The sequence below is a fragment of the Intestinimonas sp. MSJ-38 genome (assembly GCF_018917925.1).
In the GTDB taxonomy this organism is placed as follows: domain Bacteria; phylum Bacillota; class Clostridia; order Oscillospirales; family Butyricicoccaceae; genus Pseudobutyricicoccus.
Genome location: NZ_JAHLPO010000006.1, coordinates 14,084 through 30,604, shown reverse-complemented (window position 1 = coordinate 30,604; position 16,521 = coordinate 14,084). Strand labels below are relative to the sequence as shown.

Annotated in this window: 17 protein-coding genes; 14 read left to right on the top strand and 3 right to left on the bottom strand. The window is 56.9% G+C overall.

The genetic code is table 11. The features are described from left to right. Window positions 1-22: 22 nt before the first annotated feature. Window positions 23-1,150 (bottom strand): FtsW/RodA/SpoVE family cell cycle protein, encoded by a 1,128-nt coding sequence (locus KQI26_RS05370; RefSeq protein ID WP_216503579.1) that lies wholly within the window; start codon window positions 1,148-1,150, stop codon window positions 23-25. Between the two features lie 378 nt (window positions 1,151-1,528). On the opposite strand from KQI26_RS05370, the gene KQI26_RS05365 reads away from it, so the two are divergent. From KQI26_RS05365 to upp, 5 genes are read left to right on the top strand one after another with little or no spacing between them, the layout of a single operon-like run. Beyond that, on the top strand, window positions 1,529-2,419 hold the full coding sequence (locus KQI26_RS05365) for an acetamidase/formamidase family protein (protein WP_216503577.1): 891 nt from the start codon (window positions 1,529-1,531) through the stop codon (window positions 2,417-2,419). Further along, window positions 2,416-2,874, top strand: coding sequence for a tRNA (adenosine(37)-N6)-threonylcarbamoyltransferase complex ATPase subunit type 1 TsaE (gene tsaE / locus KQI26_RS05360; RefSeq protein ID WP_118746811.1), 459 nt, complete (start codon window positions 2,416-2,418; stop codon window positions 2,872-2,874). The genes KQI26_RS05365 and tsaE overlap by 4 nt, the downstream gene beginning before the upstream one ends. Further along, window positions 2,868-3,554: a tRNA (adenosine(37)-N6)-threonylcarbamoyltransferase complex dimerization subunit type 1 TsaB gene (gene tsaB / locus KQI26_RS05355; RefSeq protein ID WP_216503575.1), complete on the top strand. Its 687-nt coding sequence runs from the start codon at window positions 2,868-2,870 to the stop codon at window positions 3,552-3,554. The genes tsaE and tsaB overlap by 7 nt, the downstream gene beginning before the upstream one ends. Before the next feature lie 30 nt (window positions 3,555-3,584). Next, window positions 3,585-4,028, top strand: a complete 444-nt coding sequence (gene rpiB / locus KQI26_RS05350) for a ribose 5-phosphate isomerase B (RefSeq protein ID WP_118425865.1) — start codon at window positions 3,585-3,587, stop codon at window positions 4,026-4,028. A 45-nt stretch (window positions 4,029-4,073) separates the two neighbouring features. After that, on the top strand, window positions 4,074-4,709 hold the full coding sequence (gene upp / locus KQI26_RS05345; protein ID WP_216503573.1) for a uracil phosphoribosyltransferase: 636 nt from the start codon (window positions 4,074-4,076) through the stop codon (window positions 4,707-4,709). A 54-nt stretch (window positions 4,710-4,763) separates the two neighbouring features. Here the strand turns inward: upp and KQI26_RS05340 are convergent, their stop codons facing one another. After that, window positions 4,764-6,095 (bottom strand): D-alanyl-D-alanine carboxypeptidase family protein, encoded by a 1,332-nt coding sequence (locus KQI26_RS05340; protein WP_216503572.1) that lies wholly within the window; start codon window positions 6,093-6,095, stop codon window positions 4,764-4,766. Window positions 6,096-6,238: 143 nt separating this feature from the next. Here KQI26_RS05340 and KQI26_RS05335 point away from each other — a divergent pair, with 143 nt between their 5' ends. The 4 genes from KQI26_RS05335 to KQI26_RS05320 are packed head-to-tail and all read left to right on the top strand — an operon-like array spanning window position 6,239 to window position 9,681. After that, window positions 6,239-6,625, top strand: coding sequence for a helix-hairpin-helix domain-containing protein (locus KQI26_RS05335; protein WP_216503570.1), 387 nt, complete (start codon window positions 6,239-6,241; stop codon window positions 6,623-6,625). Window positions 6,626-6,660: 35 nt separating this feature from the next. Next, on the top strand, window positions 6,661-7,365 hold the full coding sequence (locus tag KQI26_RS05330; RefSeq protein ID WP_118746816.1) for a response regulator transcription factor: 705 nt from the start codon (window positions 6,661-6,663) through the stop codon (window positions 7,363-7,365). 28 nt (window positions 7,366-7,393) lie between these two features. Continuing rightward, window positions 7,394-8,776 (top strand): cell wall metabolism sensor histidine kinase WalK, encoded by a 1,383-nt coding sequence (locus KQI26_RS05325; RefSeq protein ID WP_216503569.1) that lies wholly within the window; start codon window positions 7,394-7,396, stop codon window positions 8,774-8,776. Next, complete coding sequence (locus KQI26_RS05320) at window positions 8,773-9,681, top strand: GerMN domain-containing protein (RefSeq protein WP_216503568.1); 909 nt, start codon at window positions 8,773-8,775, stop codon at window positions 9,679-9,681. Before KQI26_RS05325 ends, KQI26_RS05320 begins: the two co-directional genes overlap by 4 nt. Before the next feature lie 281 nt (window positions 9,682-9,962). Here the strand turns inward: KQI26_RS05320 and KQI26_RS15700 are convergent, their stop codons facing one another. Next, entirely contained in the window at window positions 9,963-11,219 is a 1,257-nt protein-coding gene (locus KQI26_RS15700; RefSeq protein WP_216503566.1) for a polysaccharide deacetylase family protein, read from the bottom strand. Between the two features lie 125 nt (window positions 11,220-11,344). Between KQI26_RS15700 and KQI26_RS05310 the strand changes: the two genes are divergently transcribed. The 5 genes from KQI26_RS05310 (at window position 11,345) to KQI26_RS05290 (ending at window position 16,519) form a co-directional block, all read left to right on the top strand. Then, window positions 11,345-11,599 (top strand): DUF3343 domain-containing protein, encoded by a 255-nt coding sequence (locus KQI26_RS05310; RefSeq protein WP_216503564.1) that lies wholly within the window; start codon window positions 11,345-11,347, stop codon window positions 11,597-11,599. Between the two features lie 17 nt (window positions 11,600-11,616). After that, on the top strand, window positions 11,617-12,747 hold the full coding sequence (locus KQI26_RS05305; protein WP_118746821.1) for an aminotransferase class V-fold PLP-dependent enzyme: 1,131 nt from the start codon (window positions 11,617-11,619) through the stop codon (window positions 12,745-12,747). A gap of 93 nt (window positions 12,748-12,840) precedes the next feature. Then, entirely contained in the window at window positions 12,841-13,689 is an 849-nt protein-coding gene (gene cdaA, locus KQI26_RS05300) for a diadenylate cyclase CdaA (RefSeq protein WP_118425885.1), read from the top strand. After that, a complete protein-coding gene (locus KQI26_RS05295) occupies window positions 13,686-14,930 on the top strand; it encodes a YbbR-like domain-containing protein (RefSeq protein ID WP_216503562.1) in 1,245 nt (414 codons plus the stop codon). The genes cdaA and KQI26_RS05295 overlap by 4 nt, the downstream gene beginning before the upstream one ends. Further along, window positions 14,927-16,519, top strand: coding sequence for an NAD(P)/FAD-dependent oxidoreductase (locus KQI26_RS05290; protein WP_216503560.1), 1,593 nt, complete (start codon window positions 14,927-14,929; stop codon window positions 16,517-16,519). Before KQI26_RS05295 ends, KQI26_RS05290 begins: the two co-directional genes overlap by 4 nt. The last annotated feature ends 2 nt before the right edge of the window (window positions 16,520-16,521 follow it).

Sequence of the window (16,521 nt, the reverse complement as noted above, 5' to 3'; positions counted from 1 at the left end):
TTTTTCTTTGTCTGTGTTAAGATTACTCGTCGCTGCTTCGCAGCCAGGCCGGGCGCTGACGGAGGACAAAGCCGGCCACGATGCCCAAAGAGAGGAACATGGTCACCAGAGAAGAACCACCATAGCTGAAGAAGGGGAGGGTCAAGCCGATAACCGGCATGACGCCCACACACATACCGATATTGATGAGGATCTGAATGGTGAACATACTGGCAATGCCGGCGCAGACCAGATAGCTGAAGCGGTTGTCACACTGGCTGGCGTTATAAAACAGACGAAGCACCAGGGTGCCCAGCAGCACAATGACCACACAGCAGCCCACAAAGCCAAACTCCTCACCGATCACCGAAAAGATGGAGTCGGTGTATTTGGCGGGCAGGATGTTGTACTGGGTCTGCCGTCCCTGCATATAGCCGGAGCCGAGAAACTGCCCGGCCCCCAGGGCCAGGATGCTTTGGTCGGTCTGGTAATAGATGCTGGGGTCGATGGCCGGATCGAAAAGCACCAGAATACGGTTGCGTTGATAGTCCCCCAAGAACTTCCACACAAGGGGAGAGACTGCCACGGCGCTCGCCGTGATGCCGCCGATCCATTTCCAGCTCAGACCGGAGGAAAACATCATAATGGCGAAGATGAACACATAGGCTACCGCCATGCCCAGGTCCTTGGAGGGGATGTAAACCGCGGCCACCGTCAGAAGAAAGTGGAGGGTCAGCTGGGCTACCGCTTTCACCGAATTGATCCGGTCTTTCAGCCGGTCGATGTGGCAGGCCAGGGTGCAGATGAAGATAATTTTGCCGAATTCCGCCGGTTGGATGCCGATGCCGCCGAAACGGATCCAGCTGCGGTTGCCGGTGTCACCGGCGGTACCCAGCACAAAGAGGGACAGCTGGAAGAGAATGTTGAAGACAAAGAAGAACTTCCAGAACCGGGCGATGTTCTCCAGATCAATGAGGGAGGCCGCCACAAAACAAAAGACCCCCAGCACCAAAGCGGCGCTTTGCACAATGGCATATTTATTGGAGTGATAGCTGAGGGTGGCGCTGTATATGGCCACCAGTCCCAGCAGGGAAGAAATAATCGCCAGATTCAAAAGCAGCAGATCGGTGTGGCGCAGATAGCTTTTGATGGCTTTGAATACTTTGACCATGGGACACAACCTTTCCTGTGTTCTTATTATTTTATCATCTGGCGGCGGATTATTCAATTCTTCCCGGAGAAGAAAAGACACCTTGTCCGGCAGATTTATAAAAAGTTTACACCTTGGGCTGGAGAAGGCTAAATGAGAAAAGAAACTATTTTTAACAATTTCACTTTCCATGCAGGCACGCGGATGGTATAATAACCGCATAACGGTTATTATACAGATTTTGCAGCCGTTTTCTCGTCCCTTGCAGGGACAACCGAAAACATGGCCATTATACCACTTCGCCTTGCTTCGTGGTATAATCATAAATAAATACAAAAACACAGAACGGACAGCGCTTCCCAAAGCATGGCTCAGGGGGCGCGGATGGGAGTGAAAGATATGCAGACCCTTGTTAGAGATCAGGTGCATTTCGCCTTTTCGCCGGACAATGTCCCCGTTTATCGTGCCCACAGCGGGGATACCGTCCTGTTTCAGTGCCAGGATTGCTATGCCGGCCAGCTGACAGAGGACGGCCAGCAGATGGAAAGCATGAACATGGCCCACAACAACCCGGCCACCGGCCCTCTCTATATTGAGGAGGCCGTTCCTGGAGATGTGCTGCGGGTGGAGATCCTCTCCATTCAGATCGCAAAAGAAGGCTCCATGTGCGCCCGGGAGGGAGCGGGGATCTACGGGGTCACCGGCTGCCATTGCCGCCGCTTCCCGGTGGAAGGGGAGGAAATGGTCTTTGATAAGGGCATCCGGGTTCCCCTGCGTCCCATGATCGGCGTCATCGGTGTGGCCCCGGCGGAGGGCAGCGTGCCCACCACCGTTCCCGGTGAGCATGGTGGCAATCTGGATATCCGGGATATGAACGAAGGGGCCGTTTTGTATCTGCCGGTGAATGTGCCGGGGGCCCTTTTGTCCATGGGCGACCTCCACGGCGTCCAGGGGGACGGGGAGACGGTGATCTGCGCTTTGGAAGTGCCGGGAGAAGTAACGGTACGGGTCACTGTGCTGAAAGACCGGGAAGATATCCCCACGCCCTTCCTTGTGACAAAAGACCGGTATCTCACCACCGCCGCCGATCCTTCCCTGGATGTGTGCAGCGTGAAGGCGGCCCGGAAAATGCAGAGATTCCTTCAGGACCACGCCGGACTTTCTCCGGAACAGGCGGGAATGCTTTTGTCCCTGGCGGGAAATCTGCGCATCAGCCAGGTGGTCAACCCGGTCAAGGGCTGCATCATGGAGCTGCCCCGTGGACTGGCCAAGGAGAGTTTTACACTATGATAGAGGAATTGCCATTGATCCCGATCGAAACAAAAGAGACCCATTCCCCGGAAGAAACAGAAAGCCTGGGGGCCTATGTGGGGGAAACTTATCCGGACACTCAGGTGATCGCCCTGTTGGGGGAGCTGGGAGCGGGAAAGACCGCCTTTGTCCGGGGCCTGGCCCGGCAGCGGCAGACGGTGGATCAGGTTTCCAGCCCCACCTATGCCATTGTCAATGAATACCGGGGCAAGCGTCCCATTTGTCATTTTGATATGTACCGGATCACTGACAGCGACAGTCTGTATGACATCGGCTGGGAGGATTATCTTTCCTCCGGCGGCTTGTGTGTGGTGGAGTGGAGCGAAAACATCCTGGACGCCCTGCCTGAGGGGACCTTGTTTGTCCGCATCGAAAAGACAGGAGAACAAAGCCGCCGTATCACTTTGCTGAAAAAGGAGGGGGAAGGATGCTGATCTTGGCGTTGGATACCACATCCCGGGTGGCTTCGGCTGCTTTGTGCCGGGATGGGGAGATCATCGGTTATGGGGAAAAGGATTCCCAGATGAACCACAGCCGCACCATTTTGCCGGTGGTGCAGCATTTGCTGGAACAAAACGGCCTGGCCCTTTCGGGGGTGGATGTGTTTGCCGCCACTGTGGGCCCCGGCTCTTTTACCGGGGTGCGCATCGGTGTGGCCGCCATCAAAGGCTATGCCATGGCGCTGAACAAACCTTGCGCCGCCGTGTCCACACTGGAGTCGGCCGCCTGGGCCGCCAAGGACAAAAAAGGGATTCTCTGCGCCGGGGTACAGGCCCGGCAGGATGAATTCTTTTATGCTTTTTTTGAAAACGACGGGGAGATCCGCCGGAAAAGTGCCGATCAGGTGGGAAAGGCCCAGGAGATCCTGAGTCAGATGGAGGAATGCACCGGGCCCCTTTGGATCACCGGGGACGGCGGCGGGCTTTTGATGGAATACGCAGAAAAAGCCGGATTGTCGCCTCTTCTGGCAGAGGGATGCCGGCAGAATGCCGCCGCCACGGCCCTTCGGGCCTTTCAGATGGCGGAGAGGGGAGAGCTGACCGATTGTCACCACCTGACTCCCAGCTATCTGCGGCTTTCCCAGGCCGAGCGGATGAAAATGCAAAACAAGTAAAAATTCAGATAAAAGAAAGGAACGATCGGTATGAAAATCGCTATGGGATCGGATCACGCAGGCTTTGCTTTGAAAGAGCAGGTCAAGCAGCATTTGAAAGAAATGGGCTGCGAAGTAGAGGATTTGGGCACTTATGACGAAAAGTCCTGCCACTATCCCATCTATGCCCAGAAAGTGGCCATGGAAGTGGTCAGCGGCCGGGCCGGTCAGGGCATTCTGATCTGCGGCACCGGAGCCGGTATGGCCATCGCCGCAAACAAGATCAAGGGCATCCGGGCGGTAACAGTGTCCGATTGCTTCACTGCACGGGCCGTGCGGATGCACAATGACGCCAATGTGCTGTGCATGGGCGCCCGGGTCATTGGTTCGGGCCTGGCCTGCTTGATTGCTCAACTGTTTGTGGAGACCGAGTTTGAAGGCGGACGCCATCAGACCCGGCTGGATATGATCGCTGACATCGAAAACGGCAAATAATTTTCCGTTTTCCATCACAAGACCGGGAAAACGGCCGGAGGAATCATGGAACACAACAATTTACATCTGCTGGACCATCCGCTGGTCCAGCACAAGATGGCTTTTTTGCGGGACAAGAACACCGGTGTCAAGGAGTTCCGCACATTGATCGGGGAAGTGTCCACTCTGCTGTGTCTGGAAGCCACCCGGGATCTGCCATTGCGCCCGGCCCAGGTGGAAACTCCCATAGGGAAGGCCGATGTACAGATGCTGGCCGGGCGGAAGCTGGCCATCGTCCCCATTCTGCGGGCGGGGCTGGGCATGGTGGACGGCATTTTGCAGCTGGTTCCCGCAGCCAAAACCGGGCACATCGGCCTGGAGCGGGATCACGACACCCTGAAACCCCGGGAGTATTACTGCAAGCTGCCTTCGGATATCTCCCAGCGGGATGTGCTGCTGCTGGACCCCATGCTGGCCACCGGCGGCAGTGCTTCGGCGGCCATCCGGCTTCTGAAAGAGAAGGGAGTACGGCGCCTGAGCTTTGTGTGCGTGGTGGCCGCTCCGGAAGGGGTGGAGCGCATCACACGGGAGCATCCCGAGATTCCCATTTACTGCGCCGCCCTGGATCAGGGGCTCAATGAGAATGGTTACATCGTCCCCGGTTTGGGAGATGCGGGAGACCGGATCTTCGGCACCGAATAAAGGGTACAAAAAGGGAGGAGACCTGAGGTCTCCTCCCGGGAATGGAAAAGTCTGTTACCGTCTGCCGTGTCCCGAAGAATAGCGGCTGCGGGCACGCCTTCTGCGGCGGGCGCGGCGCCGTTTGGTGGACACAAAGATCAGAAGCAGAATCAGCAGGATCAGTACCACCAGAATGATGCGGAACAACGGACTTTTGAAGAATTCCTGCACCTGGAAGAGGGCATAGAGCGCATCGGAACGCTCGATGTCCTCCGAGGCCACCAGATCGATGGTGCCATACTCGGTATCGCCGATGAACACCTTGGCCGTGCCCAGCTTTTCTCCCTTTTTGATGGGAGCATCGGCGGTGGACACAGCGTCCACTTCGTAGGTCACCTGGCTCAGGTCGGTGTCATTGTGAAGCAGCAGCTCGCTGTCGGCGGCAGCCACCAGCTTGGTGTGTTCCTTGCCGGCGGCAAAGCGCACAGGCACTTCCTGAATGGGAGTATCGGCTGAGGTGATGGTCTGGAGGGAGAAATTCTTCTTGGCGTAATCCAGCAGCTTGATGGTCTCGGTGTAGCAGCCGATGTCGCCGGTCTCCGGGTCCTTTTCACCGCCCAGCACCACAGTGATGTAATCCAGCTCGCCGCTCTGAGCGCCGCCGATGAGGCAGTAGCCGGCGGGAGTGGTGGTGCCGGTCTTGATGCCATAGGCCCCTTTGTAGAAGTACCGGCCATCCTTCAGACGGGAGATCAGGCGGTTGGTGGTGGTAATGGTGGTCTCGTTTTCGTGCATATTGGTGGGCTGGAGCTTATGCTGGGTCTTGCCCACGATCTCCCGCAGTTCGGGAATTTTCATGGCGGCCTGGGCGATGATGCCCAGATCCCGGGCGGAAGTGTAGTGGTTTTCGTCATGGAGACCGCTGGGGTTTGCAAAGTGGGTGTTCTGGCATCCCAGCTCCTCAGCCTTCTCATTCATCAGCTCGGCAAAAGCGCTGTTGGACGAACTGATGTGTTCGGCCAGAGCATTGGCGGCATCGTTGCCCGAGGCGATGAGAAGATAGTGGAGCATATCCATAAACTCCATCTGTTCTCCTGCTTTGAGGAAGACGCTGCTGCCCTGTTCCGCCAGACCGTCCACCGCCTGCTGGGACACCGAGATCATATCGCCGGGGGAACAGTGTTCCCAGGCCACCAGGGCGGTCATCAGTTTGGTGGTGCTGGCCGGGTAGAGCTTGTCGTCTGCGTGGTATTCGTAAAGGACCTGGCCGGTGGTGGTTTCCACCAGGAAAGCCGCTTTGGCATTGATGGCAAGGTCCGGTTCTTCTGTCACCGGCGCGGCTTGGGCCGACACCGCGAAGATCATGATAAGCGCGAGGAAAAGCGCTGTCAGCTGTTTTGGTTTCATATCCATCCTCCTGCACAATCAAAATATCCGCTCCCCGATTTTTGGGGATACGAATGCTATTGTATCAAAAGAGCGGCTGCAATGCAACGATCAGGGTGGATTTTTAAGAAAATGGAGAGAACTACATACTAGAGTGAGCAACTATGAAAAAGAGGGCGTTGGATCTTCTGATGGCCGCCTGTCTCCTTGTTTGCCTGGGATTTCTGGGCGGAAGAATGAGCGTGATGCTGGAAGGCACCACCTTGTCTCTGTCCCAGGGAGCGCAGCTTGTGCGTTTGCCGGAACTGGCGCTGGAAACATACCAGGTGGAGGAAAATGATGAGACGCCTGGGGAACTCCGGGTCAACATCAATGAGGCCGGGGAAGAGGAGCTTTGCCAGCTTCCTCAGATCGGGCCGGCCAGAGCCAAGAATATCCTGGAATACCGGGAGAAATACGGGCCGTTTGCATCCATCGAAGAAATTCGGGCAGTCAGCGGCATTGGCGATGGGATCTTTCAGCAGATCAGGGAGCATATCACCGTGGACTGAAGGTCTGCGGAGACAATTTTGACGGAGGGGAACATATGCGAGTATTAGTGGTAGACGACGAAAAATTGCTGGTCAAAGGCATCAAATTCAATTTGGAAAACGACGGATATCAGGTGGATACCGCCTATGATGGGGCGCAGGCTCTGTCCATGGTCAAGGAACAGAAGTATGACATCATCATTTTGGACCTGATGCTGCCTGAGGTCGACGGGCTGGAGGTCTGCCGGAAGATCCGGGAAAACTCCAATGTGCCGGTGATTATGCTCACCGCCAAAAGCGAAGGGGTGGATAAGCTCATCGGCTTTGAATACGGGGCCGATGACTATGTGACCAAGCCCTTTGATATTCTGGAGCTGAAAGCCCGCATCCGGGCCATTCTCCGCCGGGCCGGCAGCCAGCCGGCTGCCGATCTCCAGGACGATCAGATCAAAGTGGGGGATCTTCTCATCGACACCGCCCAGCGTTCGGTGTTCAAAAACGGCCGCGCCACCGATCTCACAGCCAAAGAGTTTGACCTTCTGGTGATGCTGGCCCGGAACCCGGGCCGGGTGTTCAGCCGGGAGGGATTGCTCAGCGTGGTGTGGGGCGAAGATTACCCCGGAGACATCCGCACGGTAGATGTGCATGTCCGCCGCCTGAGAGAAAAATTGGAAACAGATGACGCCAATCCCGAATACATTCTGACCAAGTGGGGGGTCGGTTACTATTTCAAGCCCAACAGCAGCGCTCAAGCTGATTAAAACCCTTCGCTTCCGCATCGCTTTTTCCATGCTGATCACGGTGGTCACATTGCTTTTGGTGCTGAATTTTTATCCGGCCCAGGCGGTGCGCAAGCTGATTATCAGTTCCAAGGAAACAGAACTTTTGGAGCGGGCCAGAACCTTTTCGGCCACTTTGGAGGAGTTCACCACCCTGACCCAGGAGAATATCCTGGTATCGGTGCAGGTGCTGGATCTGGATGAGGAACAGCGCATTCTGGTCACCGATGGTTTCGGCAGCGTGATTTATGACAATTCCAAAGTCAGCTCCCTGGCGGGGACCTATGCTCTTCTGCCCGATATCGTAGCCGCACTGGAAGGCTGCGATGTGTTCCGCTGCCGCTATGGGGAAACGGCCTTCATTTCCGATGCAGCCTCCCCGGTGATGAAAGGGGACAAGGCCATCGGCGCCGTCTATATCTATGACTATGACACCGAGCAGGCGGCCTTCCTCAACAGCACCCGCAGCAACATTTTCCGTATTTCCCTGGTGCTGGCCGTGGTAGGGGCGGCGGCTCTGGGCTTTCTCATGGTCTATTTCGGAAAAAGAGTGGGACAGCTGGTGCGGGGCATTCAGTCCATGAGCGCCGGCAATTACGATTCCCGCATCCATCTCCAGGGCCAGGACGAGCTGTCCCAGGTGGCCGACGAATTCAACGAACTGGCAGACCGTCTGCAAAAAACCGAAGAGCTGCGCCGGGAATTTGTCTCCAACGCATCCCATGAGCTCAAGACGCCGCTGGCCTCCATCAAGCTGCTGTCCGATTCCATTTTGCAGACCCGGGACATCCCCAGAGAGTCGGTGAACGAGTTCCTCACCGATATCAACGAGGAAATCGACCGCCTGACCCGGATCACCGAACGGCTTTTGCAGCTGACCAAGCTGGATTATGTGTCCTCCGATCGGATGCAGCCCTGTGACTTAAACGGCCTTGTGAAAAAGATCACCGATCTGCTGAAAGAAAACGCCGCCCATGCCCAGGTGGAGCTGGAAAACCAGCTGGAAGAGGATTTGTGGGTGTTGTTTGACCGGGACGGCCTTTATCAGGTGGTGTTCAATTTGGTGGAAAACGCCATCAAATACAACCGAAAAGGCGGAAAAGTGGTGCTGAAAGGCTGGAAAGAAACGGGAGAAGAGGACCGGGTGTGCCTGACGGTGCAGGATACCGGTATCGGCATCCCGGAAGAAGAGCTGCCCCATATTTTCGAACGGTTTTACCGGGTGGATAAAGCACGCAGCCGGGAGAAGGGCGGCACTGGCCTGGGCCTGGCCATTGTGGCCGACTGGCTGAAAAATGCCGGAGGCGATATCCAGGTGGAAAGCACATTGGGCGAAGGCACCACATTCCGGGTCACGCTGCTGGCGGGGCCTTGTGAGGAGGTGACGCCATGAAGCGGACGGTATTTCTGCTTTTGTGTCTGCTGATGCTGTGTGCCGCCGGAGTGGCCAGCTGTCATCAGCAGAAAAAAGAAGCAGGGGAAGGGGAGCTTCAGCTCCAGATCTATTGCCTGCGCATGGATGGAGAGAAAAAGCAGCCCCGGGGTCTGGCCGCCGAGGAAGTTACCATGCCTCAGGGGGAGAATATCCAGGAAACAGTGGAGGATATTCTGCTCAAAATCAAGCAGGTGAGCGGCGGAGGAAAGGCTGCGGCCATTCCCGCCGGGGTGACGGTGAACGAAGTGGCCTTTTATGGAAACAGCGTCATCGTCAGTCTGTCCTCCACCTTTGATGAATTGCCGGAGGTGGAAAAAAGCCTGGCAGCCGCTGCCATTGCCTTGACCCTGACCCAGCTGGATTCCATCGACTATGTGAAGGTCTCCTGTGCCACCGACAGCTATAACGCTTCCAACGACTTTTACCTCAATGGGGACAATGTGATTTTGGACGAAAGCTCCATCCAGTTCAACACCTTTGACATCACATTGTATCTGGTGAACACCCAGACCGATCAGCTGGAAAAAGTGGTGCGCACCCTGAAAACCGAAGAGGATCAGGTGTATCTCAACGGTGTGTTCAGCGAACTGGTGCGCCAGCCGGAAGAGGAAAACCTCCAGTCGCCCGTTCCCCAGGGAATGATGCTGCGGCGGCTGTCTTCGGAAAACGGCGTGTGTGAACTGGATTTTCTGGAGATTGGCGCCGAAAAGGTGAAGGAGCTGGACGAGCTGTCCGTTCAGGCCATCGTCAAGACGATGTGTGCTCAGGACGGCGTCCGGGGCGTGTTGCTGCGCATCGATGGAAAACCCTTGTCCGAATATGGTCTGGAAGGGTATGACGATGTGCTGACTTGCGAAAAATAAAGACACAAACAAAATGCCATGGGCTTTCGCAGCCCATGGCATTTCAGACTGTCGAAAAACCTATATAACGAAAAGGGTCGTCCGCCCTACCCCTATAAATCCGCAAAAAGCCGCGACCTGTGCGTGGCTTTTTGCACTTCTCAAGGGGCAAGTGTGCGCCAAAGGCGTGCATACAGCCCCTTGTAAAAACTCGAAAAAGTGGCCTAAGCCACTTTTTCGACACGCTCAAAATGCCATGGGCTTTCGCAGCCCATGGCATTTTTGCATCTTTTCATATGTTGTTACCGCATTTCCCGGATCTGGTTGATGGGGGTGATGGTTTCGGAGATGGGGCGGATTTCGCAGTTGTTCTGGCGGAAATACGAGACCAGGGAGGACAGGGCCTGAACGCTGGAAGGGTTGCTCATCAAGGAGAGCACCACATTGCCCGAGGTGTTTTCCAACAGAGAAACACAGGAGGAATAGATGGCGGAAGCGGAGCCCCAGAGCCGGGTGTCACCGCTGGGGTCCCACAGACGGTAACCGGCCTGGATCAAAGCGTCCCGCTCTTCCTGGGAGAGATTCTGACTGCCTCCCGGTACCATCAAAGCCCGGCTGTGGGTTTTGGTCACTGCCTGGATCACATCCTGGGTGTCCTGGGCCTGGCGGAGAAGTTCTTCGGTGGATTGGAAGGTGGAGCCGTCACCATAGAGATTGTTGCCGATCACATGGCCGCTGGCCGCGGCCCGCAGCAGATAATCGCTGTTTTGTCCCTGGCTCCGGGGAGTGACAAAGAAGGCAGCAGTGTAATTGTTGCTGTCCAGAATGTCCAGGATCTCTGCGGTGTATTCGTTCATATCCCCTTGAATGGCCAGATAAACCACTTTGGCGTTGGGGGTTTCCGGCGTATCCGGCTCGCCGCTGGTACCGGGAATCTCCGGTTCACCTGGATCTGTGGGCGTGTCGGGGTCCGCCGGCGTAGGCGGTGTCGGGGTGTCCGGGTCTGGATCGGTGCCCTGGTTGTAGGTGGCCTGGTACTGGTCATAGATGCTGCGCATCACCGAAAAACCTTTGCTCACCAGATCTTCATCGGATATGCCGCTGTCGTCGGTGTTGATGCGGATCACCGGCCCCAGCAATGTGCTGGACAGATAGGAATACCGGAAGCCGAAGGCGTCGCACACCACACGGGCCGGCACATAATAGGTGCCGTTGCAGCGTACGGCATTGGCGGGATACACATTGCCCTGCTCGTCCCGGGTGATGGCGTTGGCCATATCGAAGGTGAGAATGTGGTTGATGTTATAGAGAACCAGCTGGTTGTTGACGCTGTCATATTTGCCCATCAGGCCGGGGTTGGGCGCAGCGGTGAATGCAGTATAGGGAACATAGGGCAGGCCGCCGATGATGGTGGGCATGGTAGAAGGGGTCAGGTTCCGCAGGAAGGTGTCGTTGATGGCGGTGAAAATGACGCTGGGCGCGGCCCGGGTGGGCAGCGGGGAAATGCAGGCGCAGAAAAACAGCAGGGAAAGCACCAAAGCACAAAACCGTTTTTTCACCGGGAACCCTCCTTTTTTATTTCTCAGCCCATTTCTATTCATTATATCGGAATTCTTTTCGGGGTGCAAGGAGGGAACGCTGGAAAAAGCAGCGCATAGACTGAAGGGAGGAGGTGTGCCTTTTTATGAAAAATCCCAGTTTGATGATATTTCGCTCGGTGACCTATGCCCAGCGGGCCGGGAGGGCGCTGGAGAAACAGGGGATCACCACTTATATGCTGCGCAGTCAGGCCATTCTGGGCGGCGGTTCCTGCAGCTATGCCCTGAAGGTGGAGCCGAAACGGCTGGAACGCTCTTTGGAGATTTTGCGCCAATGCCAGATCCCGGTGAACGGGGTTTATGTGCTGGATCGGTGGGGGCATTACCAAGAGGCCCAATAAAACAGGAGGGGAATCGGATGATTTATTTGGACAGTGGTGCCACCACTTTGCAGAAACCAAAGCAGGTGTTCCGGGCGGTGCAGAAGGCCATGGAATCTTGCGCCAACCCGGGGCGAAGCGGTCACAAACCAGCCCGGGAGGCCGAACGGGTGGTCTATTCCTGCCGGGAAGAGGCAGCGGAGCTCTTTGGTTTGGATCGGCCGGAGCGGGTGGTTTTCACACAAAATGCCACCCATAGTCTGAACCTGGCCATCAAAAGCCTGCTCCATGAAGGGGGCCACGCCGTCATCACCGGCTATGAACACAACAGCGTGGTGCGGCCCCTGGAGGCCATGAAAGGGCAGGGGGTCACTTATACCGCCGTATCCTCCTGCCTGTTTGACCCGGAGGACATGGCCCGGCAGATGGAACGGGCCATCACGGAGGAGACCCGGTGCATGATCGTGTGCCATGCGTCCAATGTGTTTGGCTCCATCGCTCCTTTGGATGAACTGGACCGGATCTGCCTGCGGCATGGGCTGCCCATGATCGTGGACGCTTCCCAGTCGGCAGGTACTTTGCCTCTTTCGGTAAAAAAGTACCCCAGTGCGGCCTTTTTCTGTATGCCGGGACACAAAGGCCTCTATGGCCCCCAGGGGACAGGACTGCTGATTTGCTGTAAAGATAATCCTCTTTACACCATTATGGAAGGCGGGACGGGGAGCCGGTCGCTGGAGGTGACCCAGCCGGATTTTCTGCCGGATGCGTTGGAAAGCGGCACTCTCAATGTGCCGGGGATCGCCGGACTTTGGGAAGGGCTGAAATTCATAAAGCAGCAGGGGGAGAAGGAAATTCTCCGGTGGGAGCAGGAGCTGATCGGCACCTTGGTGCAGCAGCTGAAGGGCCATCCCTCTCTGCGGGTGTTTGCCGGAGGAGAAAATCAGGGCGGGGTGCTGTCGGTGGTTTTTCCCATTCCCTCGGAGGAAGCGGCGGAAAAGCTGGCCGGCCAGGGAATCTGCGTCCGGGCCGGGCTCCACTGTGCACCCCTGGCCCACCGCACCGCAGGAACCCTGCCCGACGGCACTGTACGCCTGAGCGTTTCGGCGTTCAACACAAAGCGGGAGATGCTCCGGGCCGCCGATGCCATGGCCAAAATGTTAACGAATTAAAAATGTTTCCCGTTTTTTCTTTTTTGATATTGAAAAGAAGAGCGCTTATTGATAGTATAATAAGTAAATTATACATTGAAAATAGGTGTTTCCATGGAATTTGTCGATAATCTGACCCATTTTATCCGATTGCTTACCGTGGCGGACCTGGTGGATATCCTGCTGATCTCTGTAGTGGTCTACAAGGCCCTTAAGCTCATCCGTCACACCAATGCGGAAAAACTGGTCAAAGGCATTGTTTTATTGCTTTTGGCCACGCTGGTCTCCGGCGTATTCAAACTGAAAGTCATCCAGTTTTTGCTGGATCAGCTGATGCGGATGGGCCCCATTGCGGTGGTGGTCATCTTCCAACCCGAACTGCGGAAAATGCTGGAGCAGTTCGGGCGGAGCAAGCTGCCCTTTTTGCACCGGCCCGGTGCCATGGGGGATGAAAAGACTTTGCAGATCGCCATTATGCGCATCATGGAGGCCGTCTCTTCCATGGCCTGGTCCAAAACCGGCGTGCTGCTGGTGTTCGAGCGGGGAGATAACCTGGACCATATCGTCAAAACAGGCTCTACCATCGACGCCGAAGTCAATGCGGAACTTCTGAAAAACATCTTTTACAACAAAGCGCCCCTGCATGACGGCGCCGTCATCATCAGCCAGGGCCGGATCAAGGCGGCGGGCTGTCTGCTGCCCCTTTCGGCCAATCTGAACATCAGCAAAGAGCTGGGGACCCGTCACCGGGCCGCCGTGGGCATGAGCGAAAATTCCGACGCTTTGTGCGTGGTGGTTTCGGAGGAAACCGGCTCCATCTCCCTGGCCGAGGGCGGCATGCTCAAACGGCATCTGGCGGTGGAGACCCTGGAGCGGCTGCTCATCAACGGCCTGATGCCCGCCGATGAGGAAAAGACCTCTTCGGGCAACCTGTTTGCAAAGCTCAGGGGGAAGAAAAAATGATGGAATGGATTCGAAAACACGATATTCTCACCCGGGTGCTTTCGGTGCTGGTGGCCATGATGCTTTGGCTCTATGTGGTGGAAAACAACGATGAGGACACCACCAAGACCTATCGGGACATCGGCATCCAGATCCAGGGTCTGGATACTTTGCGGGAAAACGGCATGACGATCATCGATGGCGCCGATACCACGGTGGATGTGACGGTGATCGGCAAATGGGATGCCCTGCTCAATGTGCGGCAGGACAAATTCCTGATCACAGTGGATGTGTCCAACATCACAGCTCCCGGTGTATATGAGCTTCAGTACACCGTGGGCACCAATGTGGACGGGGCCCGGGTGGCGGACAAAAACCCCCGCCTGATTACCCTGACCATCGACCGGATCATCAATAAGAGTGTTCCGGTGGATCTGGAAGTTACCGGCTCGGTGCCTGATGGGTATCTGCTGGATGACAACTATGTGGTTTCTCCTACGGCGGTGGAGGTCCAGGGGCCGGAAAGCCAGCTGGCTAACATCGAAACGGCCCATGCTACTGTGGATGTCAGCGATTTGAAGCAGACCTCCACCATGAAGGTTTCCTACACTCTGCTGGACGCCCAGGGCCAGCCGGTGGACATGAGCCGCATCACGGCGGAAGAAGCGGCGGTGAGCGTCACCATCCAGGTGCACAAAGCGGGCGTGGTGCCCTTGGTGCTGGATGTGACCGGTATTCCCGGTCTGCCGGACAGCGCCGTCACCTATACCATTGATCCGGCCAATGTGGAGATCAAGGGAACACCGGAGACATTGGCCACCATCAACAGCATCAATCTGGGCAGTGTCGGCCTGGCCGCTTTGCTGGCCCAGGGTCAGACTGAGGTGACTTTGCCCATCATCCTTCCCAATGGCGTCACATCGGAGAATGCTCCGGCGGAAGCCACGGTCACCTTTGACTTCAGCCATCTGGAGGAGAAGACCCTCCAGATCCCGGTGGAGCAGTTCACCGCTGTGGAGGGGTATGAATTTGTGACCCAGTCCCTGGAAGTGCGGCTGCTGGGTGTGGAGCAGGCCGTGAGTGCACTGACCACCCAGGATGTGACAGTCACCTTCGATCCTGCGAAGCTGGGTGAGCTGGCCGAAGGCGAACGGGCCACAGTTACGGCAGTGGTTACCTGCGGCGCCGATGATGTGGTGGTGCTGGGCAAATATGAGCTGACGGTGACGCCGGCTGTAGTGGAAGTGGTACCAGAAGAATGAGTTTGATTGTTTCAGGCATCCGCCTGCCCTTTGAGCAGGCGGATGCATCCGCGCTGGAGCAGGCGCGCCGGCAGTGCGGCCTGGGCAAAAACCAGGTGACCGCCAGCCGGATCTATAAAAAATCCCTGGATCTGCGCCATGGAAAATTGACCAAGGTCTTTTCCGTTTTGCTGGATACCCCCTTGGAAGAGCGGGTCTTGCAGCAAAAGGGAGAAGGGACTATCCGGAAAAAAGCGGCGCCTTTGCAGCTTTCTCCCGGGGGAGAAAAGAAGATGGCCCATCCGCCGGTGGTGGTAGGGCTGGGGCCTGCCGGGCTGTTTGCCGCTTTGATCCTGGCTGAGCAGGGCTGCCGGCCTTTGGTGCTGGAGCAGGGCGCGCCCCTCCCGGAGCGGGATCGGGTGATAAAAGATTTCCAGGACGGCGGCCCTTTGAATGAAAAGATCAATATCCAGTTTGGCGAAGGCGGGGCAGGGGCTTATTCCGACGGAAAGCTCACCACCCGTATCCATGACCCTCGGTGCGAGCTGGTGCTGGAGCAGCTGTTGCGCCATGGCGCGCCGCCGGAGACCGCTCTGGCCGCCAAGCCCCACATCGGCACCGATCTTCTCAAAGGAGTGGTCACCTCCATCCGCCGGCGCATCCAGCAGCTGGGAGGACAGGTGGAATTTCACTGCACTGTCACCGGTTTTCGCCGGGAAGGGGACAGGCTGAAGGCCATTGTTACCGACAAAGGGGAGATCCCCTGTGAGGTGGCGGTGCTGGCCGTGGGCCACAGCGCCCGGCCTTTGTTCCGTACTTTGGCGGAAGAGGGGTTTGCCCTGACGCGGAAAGCCTTTTCCGTGGGAGTGCGTGCAGAGCATCTTCAGGAGACCATCGACCGGGGCCGCTATGGGGCCTATGCCGGAAAAGCAGAACTGCCCCCGGCGGAATACAACCTGTCCTGGCGGCAGGGAGAACGGGCCTGTTATTCCTTTTGTATGTGCCCGGGAGGTCAGGTGGTGGCCGCGGCCAGCGAGCAAGGGGGCGTTGTCACCAACGGCATGAGTTATCACGCCCGGGATGGGCGCAATGCCAACGCCGCTTTGGCGGTGTCGGTGCTGCCGGAGGACCTTCCCGGAAGCGATCCTTTGGAAGGGGTTCGGTTCCAGCGGCAGCTGGAGCAAAAAGCCTTCCAGATAGCAGGAGCTGATTTTGCCGCCCCGGTGCAGACCTACGGGGATTTGCGGGAAGGCCGGGTATCCAGCCGGTTTGGCCGGGTGCAGCCCACCTATGACCGTGGCACGGAATTTGCCGATCTGCGGCAGGTACTGCCTCCCTTTGTGTGGGAGATGCTGCTGGGGGCCATGCCTCGGTTTGGCCGTCAGGTGCCCGGGTTTGATGGAGAGGACACCCTGTTTACCGGGGTGGAGACCAGAACATCCTCGCCGGTACGCATTCTGCGGGGAGAGGATCTGTTTGCTCCGGGTTGCCAAGGGCTCATTCCCTGCGGGGAAGGGGCTGGCTACGCCGGCGGGATCATGAGCGCCGCCGTGGACGGCATCCGGGCGGCGGAGCGGATTTTGGAAGAATACCGCCCTTTGGAGGAGTGAGA

Bases quoted from the DNA above. Each gene is read 5' to 3' on its own strand.
- KQI26_RS05290 (WP_216503560.1), top strand. From the start codon at position 14,927: ATGAGTTTGATTGTTTCAGGCATCCGCCTGCCCTTTGAGCAGGCGGAT.
- KQI26_RS05325 (WP_216503569.1), top strand. From the start codon at position 7,394: ATGCTGATCACGGTGGTCACATTGCTTTTGGTGCTGAATTTTTATCCG.
- upp (WP_216503573.1), top strand. From the start codon at position 4,074: ATGGAACACAACAATTTACATCTGCTGGACCATCCGCTGGTCCAGCAC.
- tsaB (WP_216503575.1), top strand. From the start codon at position 2,868: ATGCTGATCTTGGCGTTGGATACCACATCCCGGGTGGCTTCGGCTGCT.
- KQI26_RS05320 (WP_216503568.1), top strand. From the start codon at position 8,773: ATGAAGCGGACGGTATTTCTGCTTTTGTGTCTGCTGATGCTGTGTGCC.
- KQI26_RS05310 (WP_216503564.1), top strand. From the start codon at position 11,345: ATGAAAAATCCCAGTTTGATGATATTTCGCTCGGTGACCTATGCCCAG.
- rpiB (WP_118425865.1), top strand. From the start codon at position 3,585: ATGAAAATCGCTATGGGATCGGATCACGCAGGCTTTGCTTTGAAAGAG.
- tsaE (WP_118746811.1), top strand. From the start codon at position 2,416: ATGATAGAGGAATTGCCATTGATCCCGATCGAAACAAAAGAGACCCAT.
- cdaA (WP_118425885.1), top strand. From the start codon at position 12,841: ATGGAATTTGTCGATAATCTGACCCATTTTATCCGATTGCTTACCGTG.
- KQI26_RS05335 (WP_216503570.1), top strand. From the start codon at position 6,239: ATGAAAAAGAGGGCGTTGGATCTTCTGATGGCCGCCTGTCTCCTTGTT.
- KQI26_RS05295 (WP_216503562.1), top strand. From the start codon at position 13,686: ATGATGGAATGGATTCGAAAACACGATATTCTCACCCGGGTGCTTTCG.
- KQI26_RS05370 (WP_216503579.1), bottom strand. From the start codon at position 1,150: ATGGTCAAAGTATTCAAAGCCATCAAAAGCTATCTGCGCCACACCGAT.
- KQI26_RS05340 (WP_216503572.1), bottom strand. From the start codon at position 6,095: ATGAAACCAAAACAGCTGACAGCGCTTTTCCTCGCGCTTATCATGATC.
- KQI26_RS05305 (WP_118746821.1), top strand. From the start codon at position 11,617: ATGATTTATTTGGACAGTGGTGCCACCACTTTGCAGAAACCAAAGCAG.
- KQI26_RS05330 (WP_118746816.1), top strand. From the start codon at position 6,661: ATGCGAGTATTAGTGGTAGACGACGAAAAATTGCTGGTCAAAGGCATC.
- KQI26_RS05365 (WP_216503577.1), top strand. From the start codon at position 1,529: ATGCAGACCCTTGTTAGAGATCAGGTGCATTTCGCCTTTTCGCCGGAC.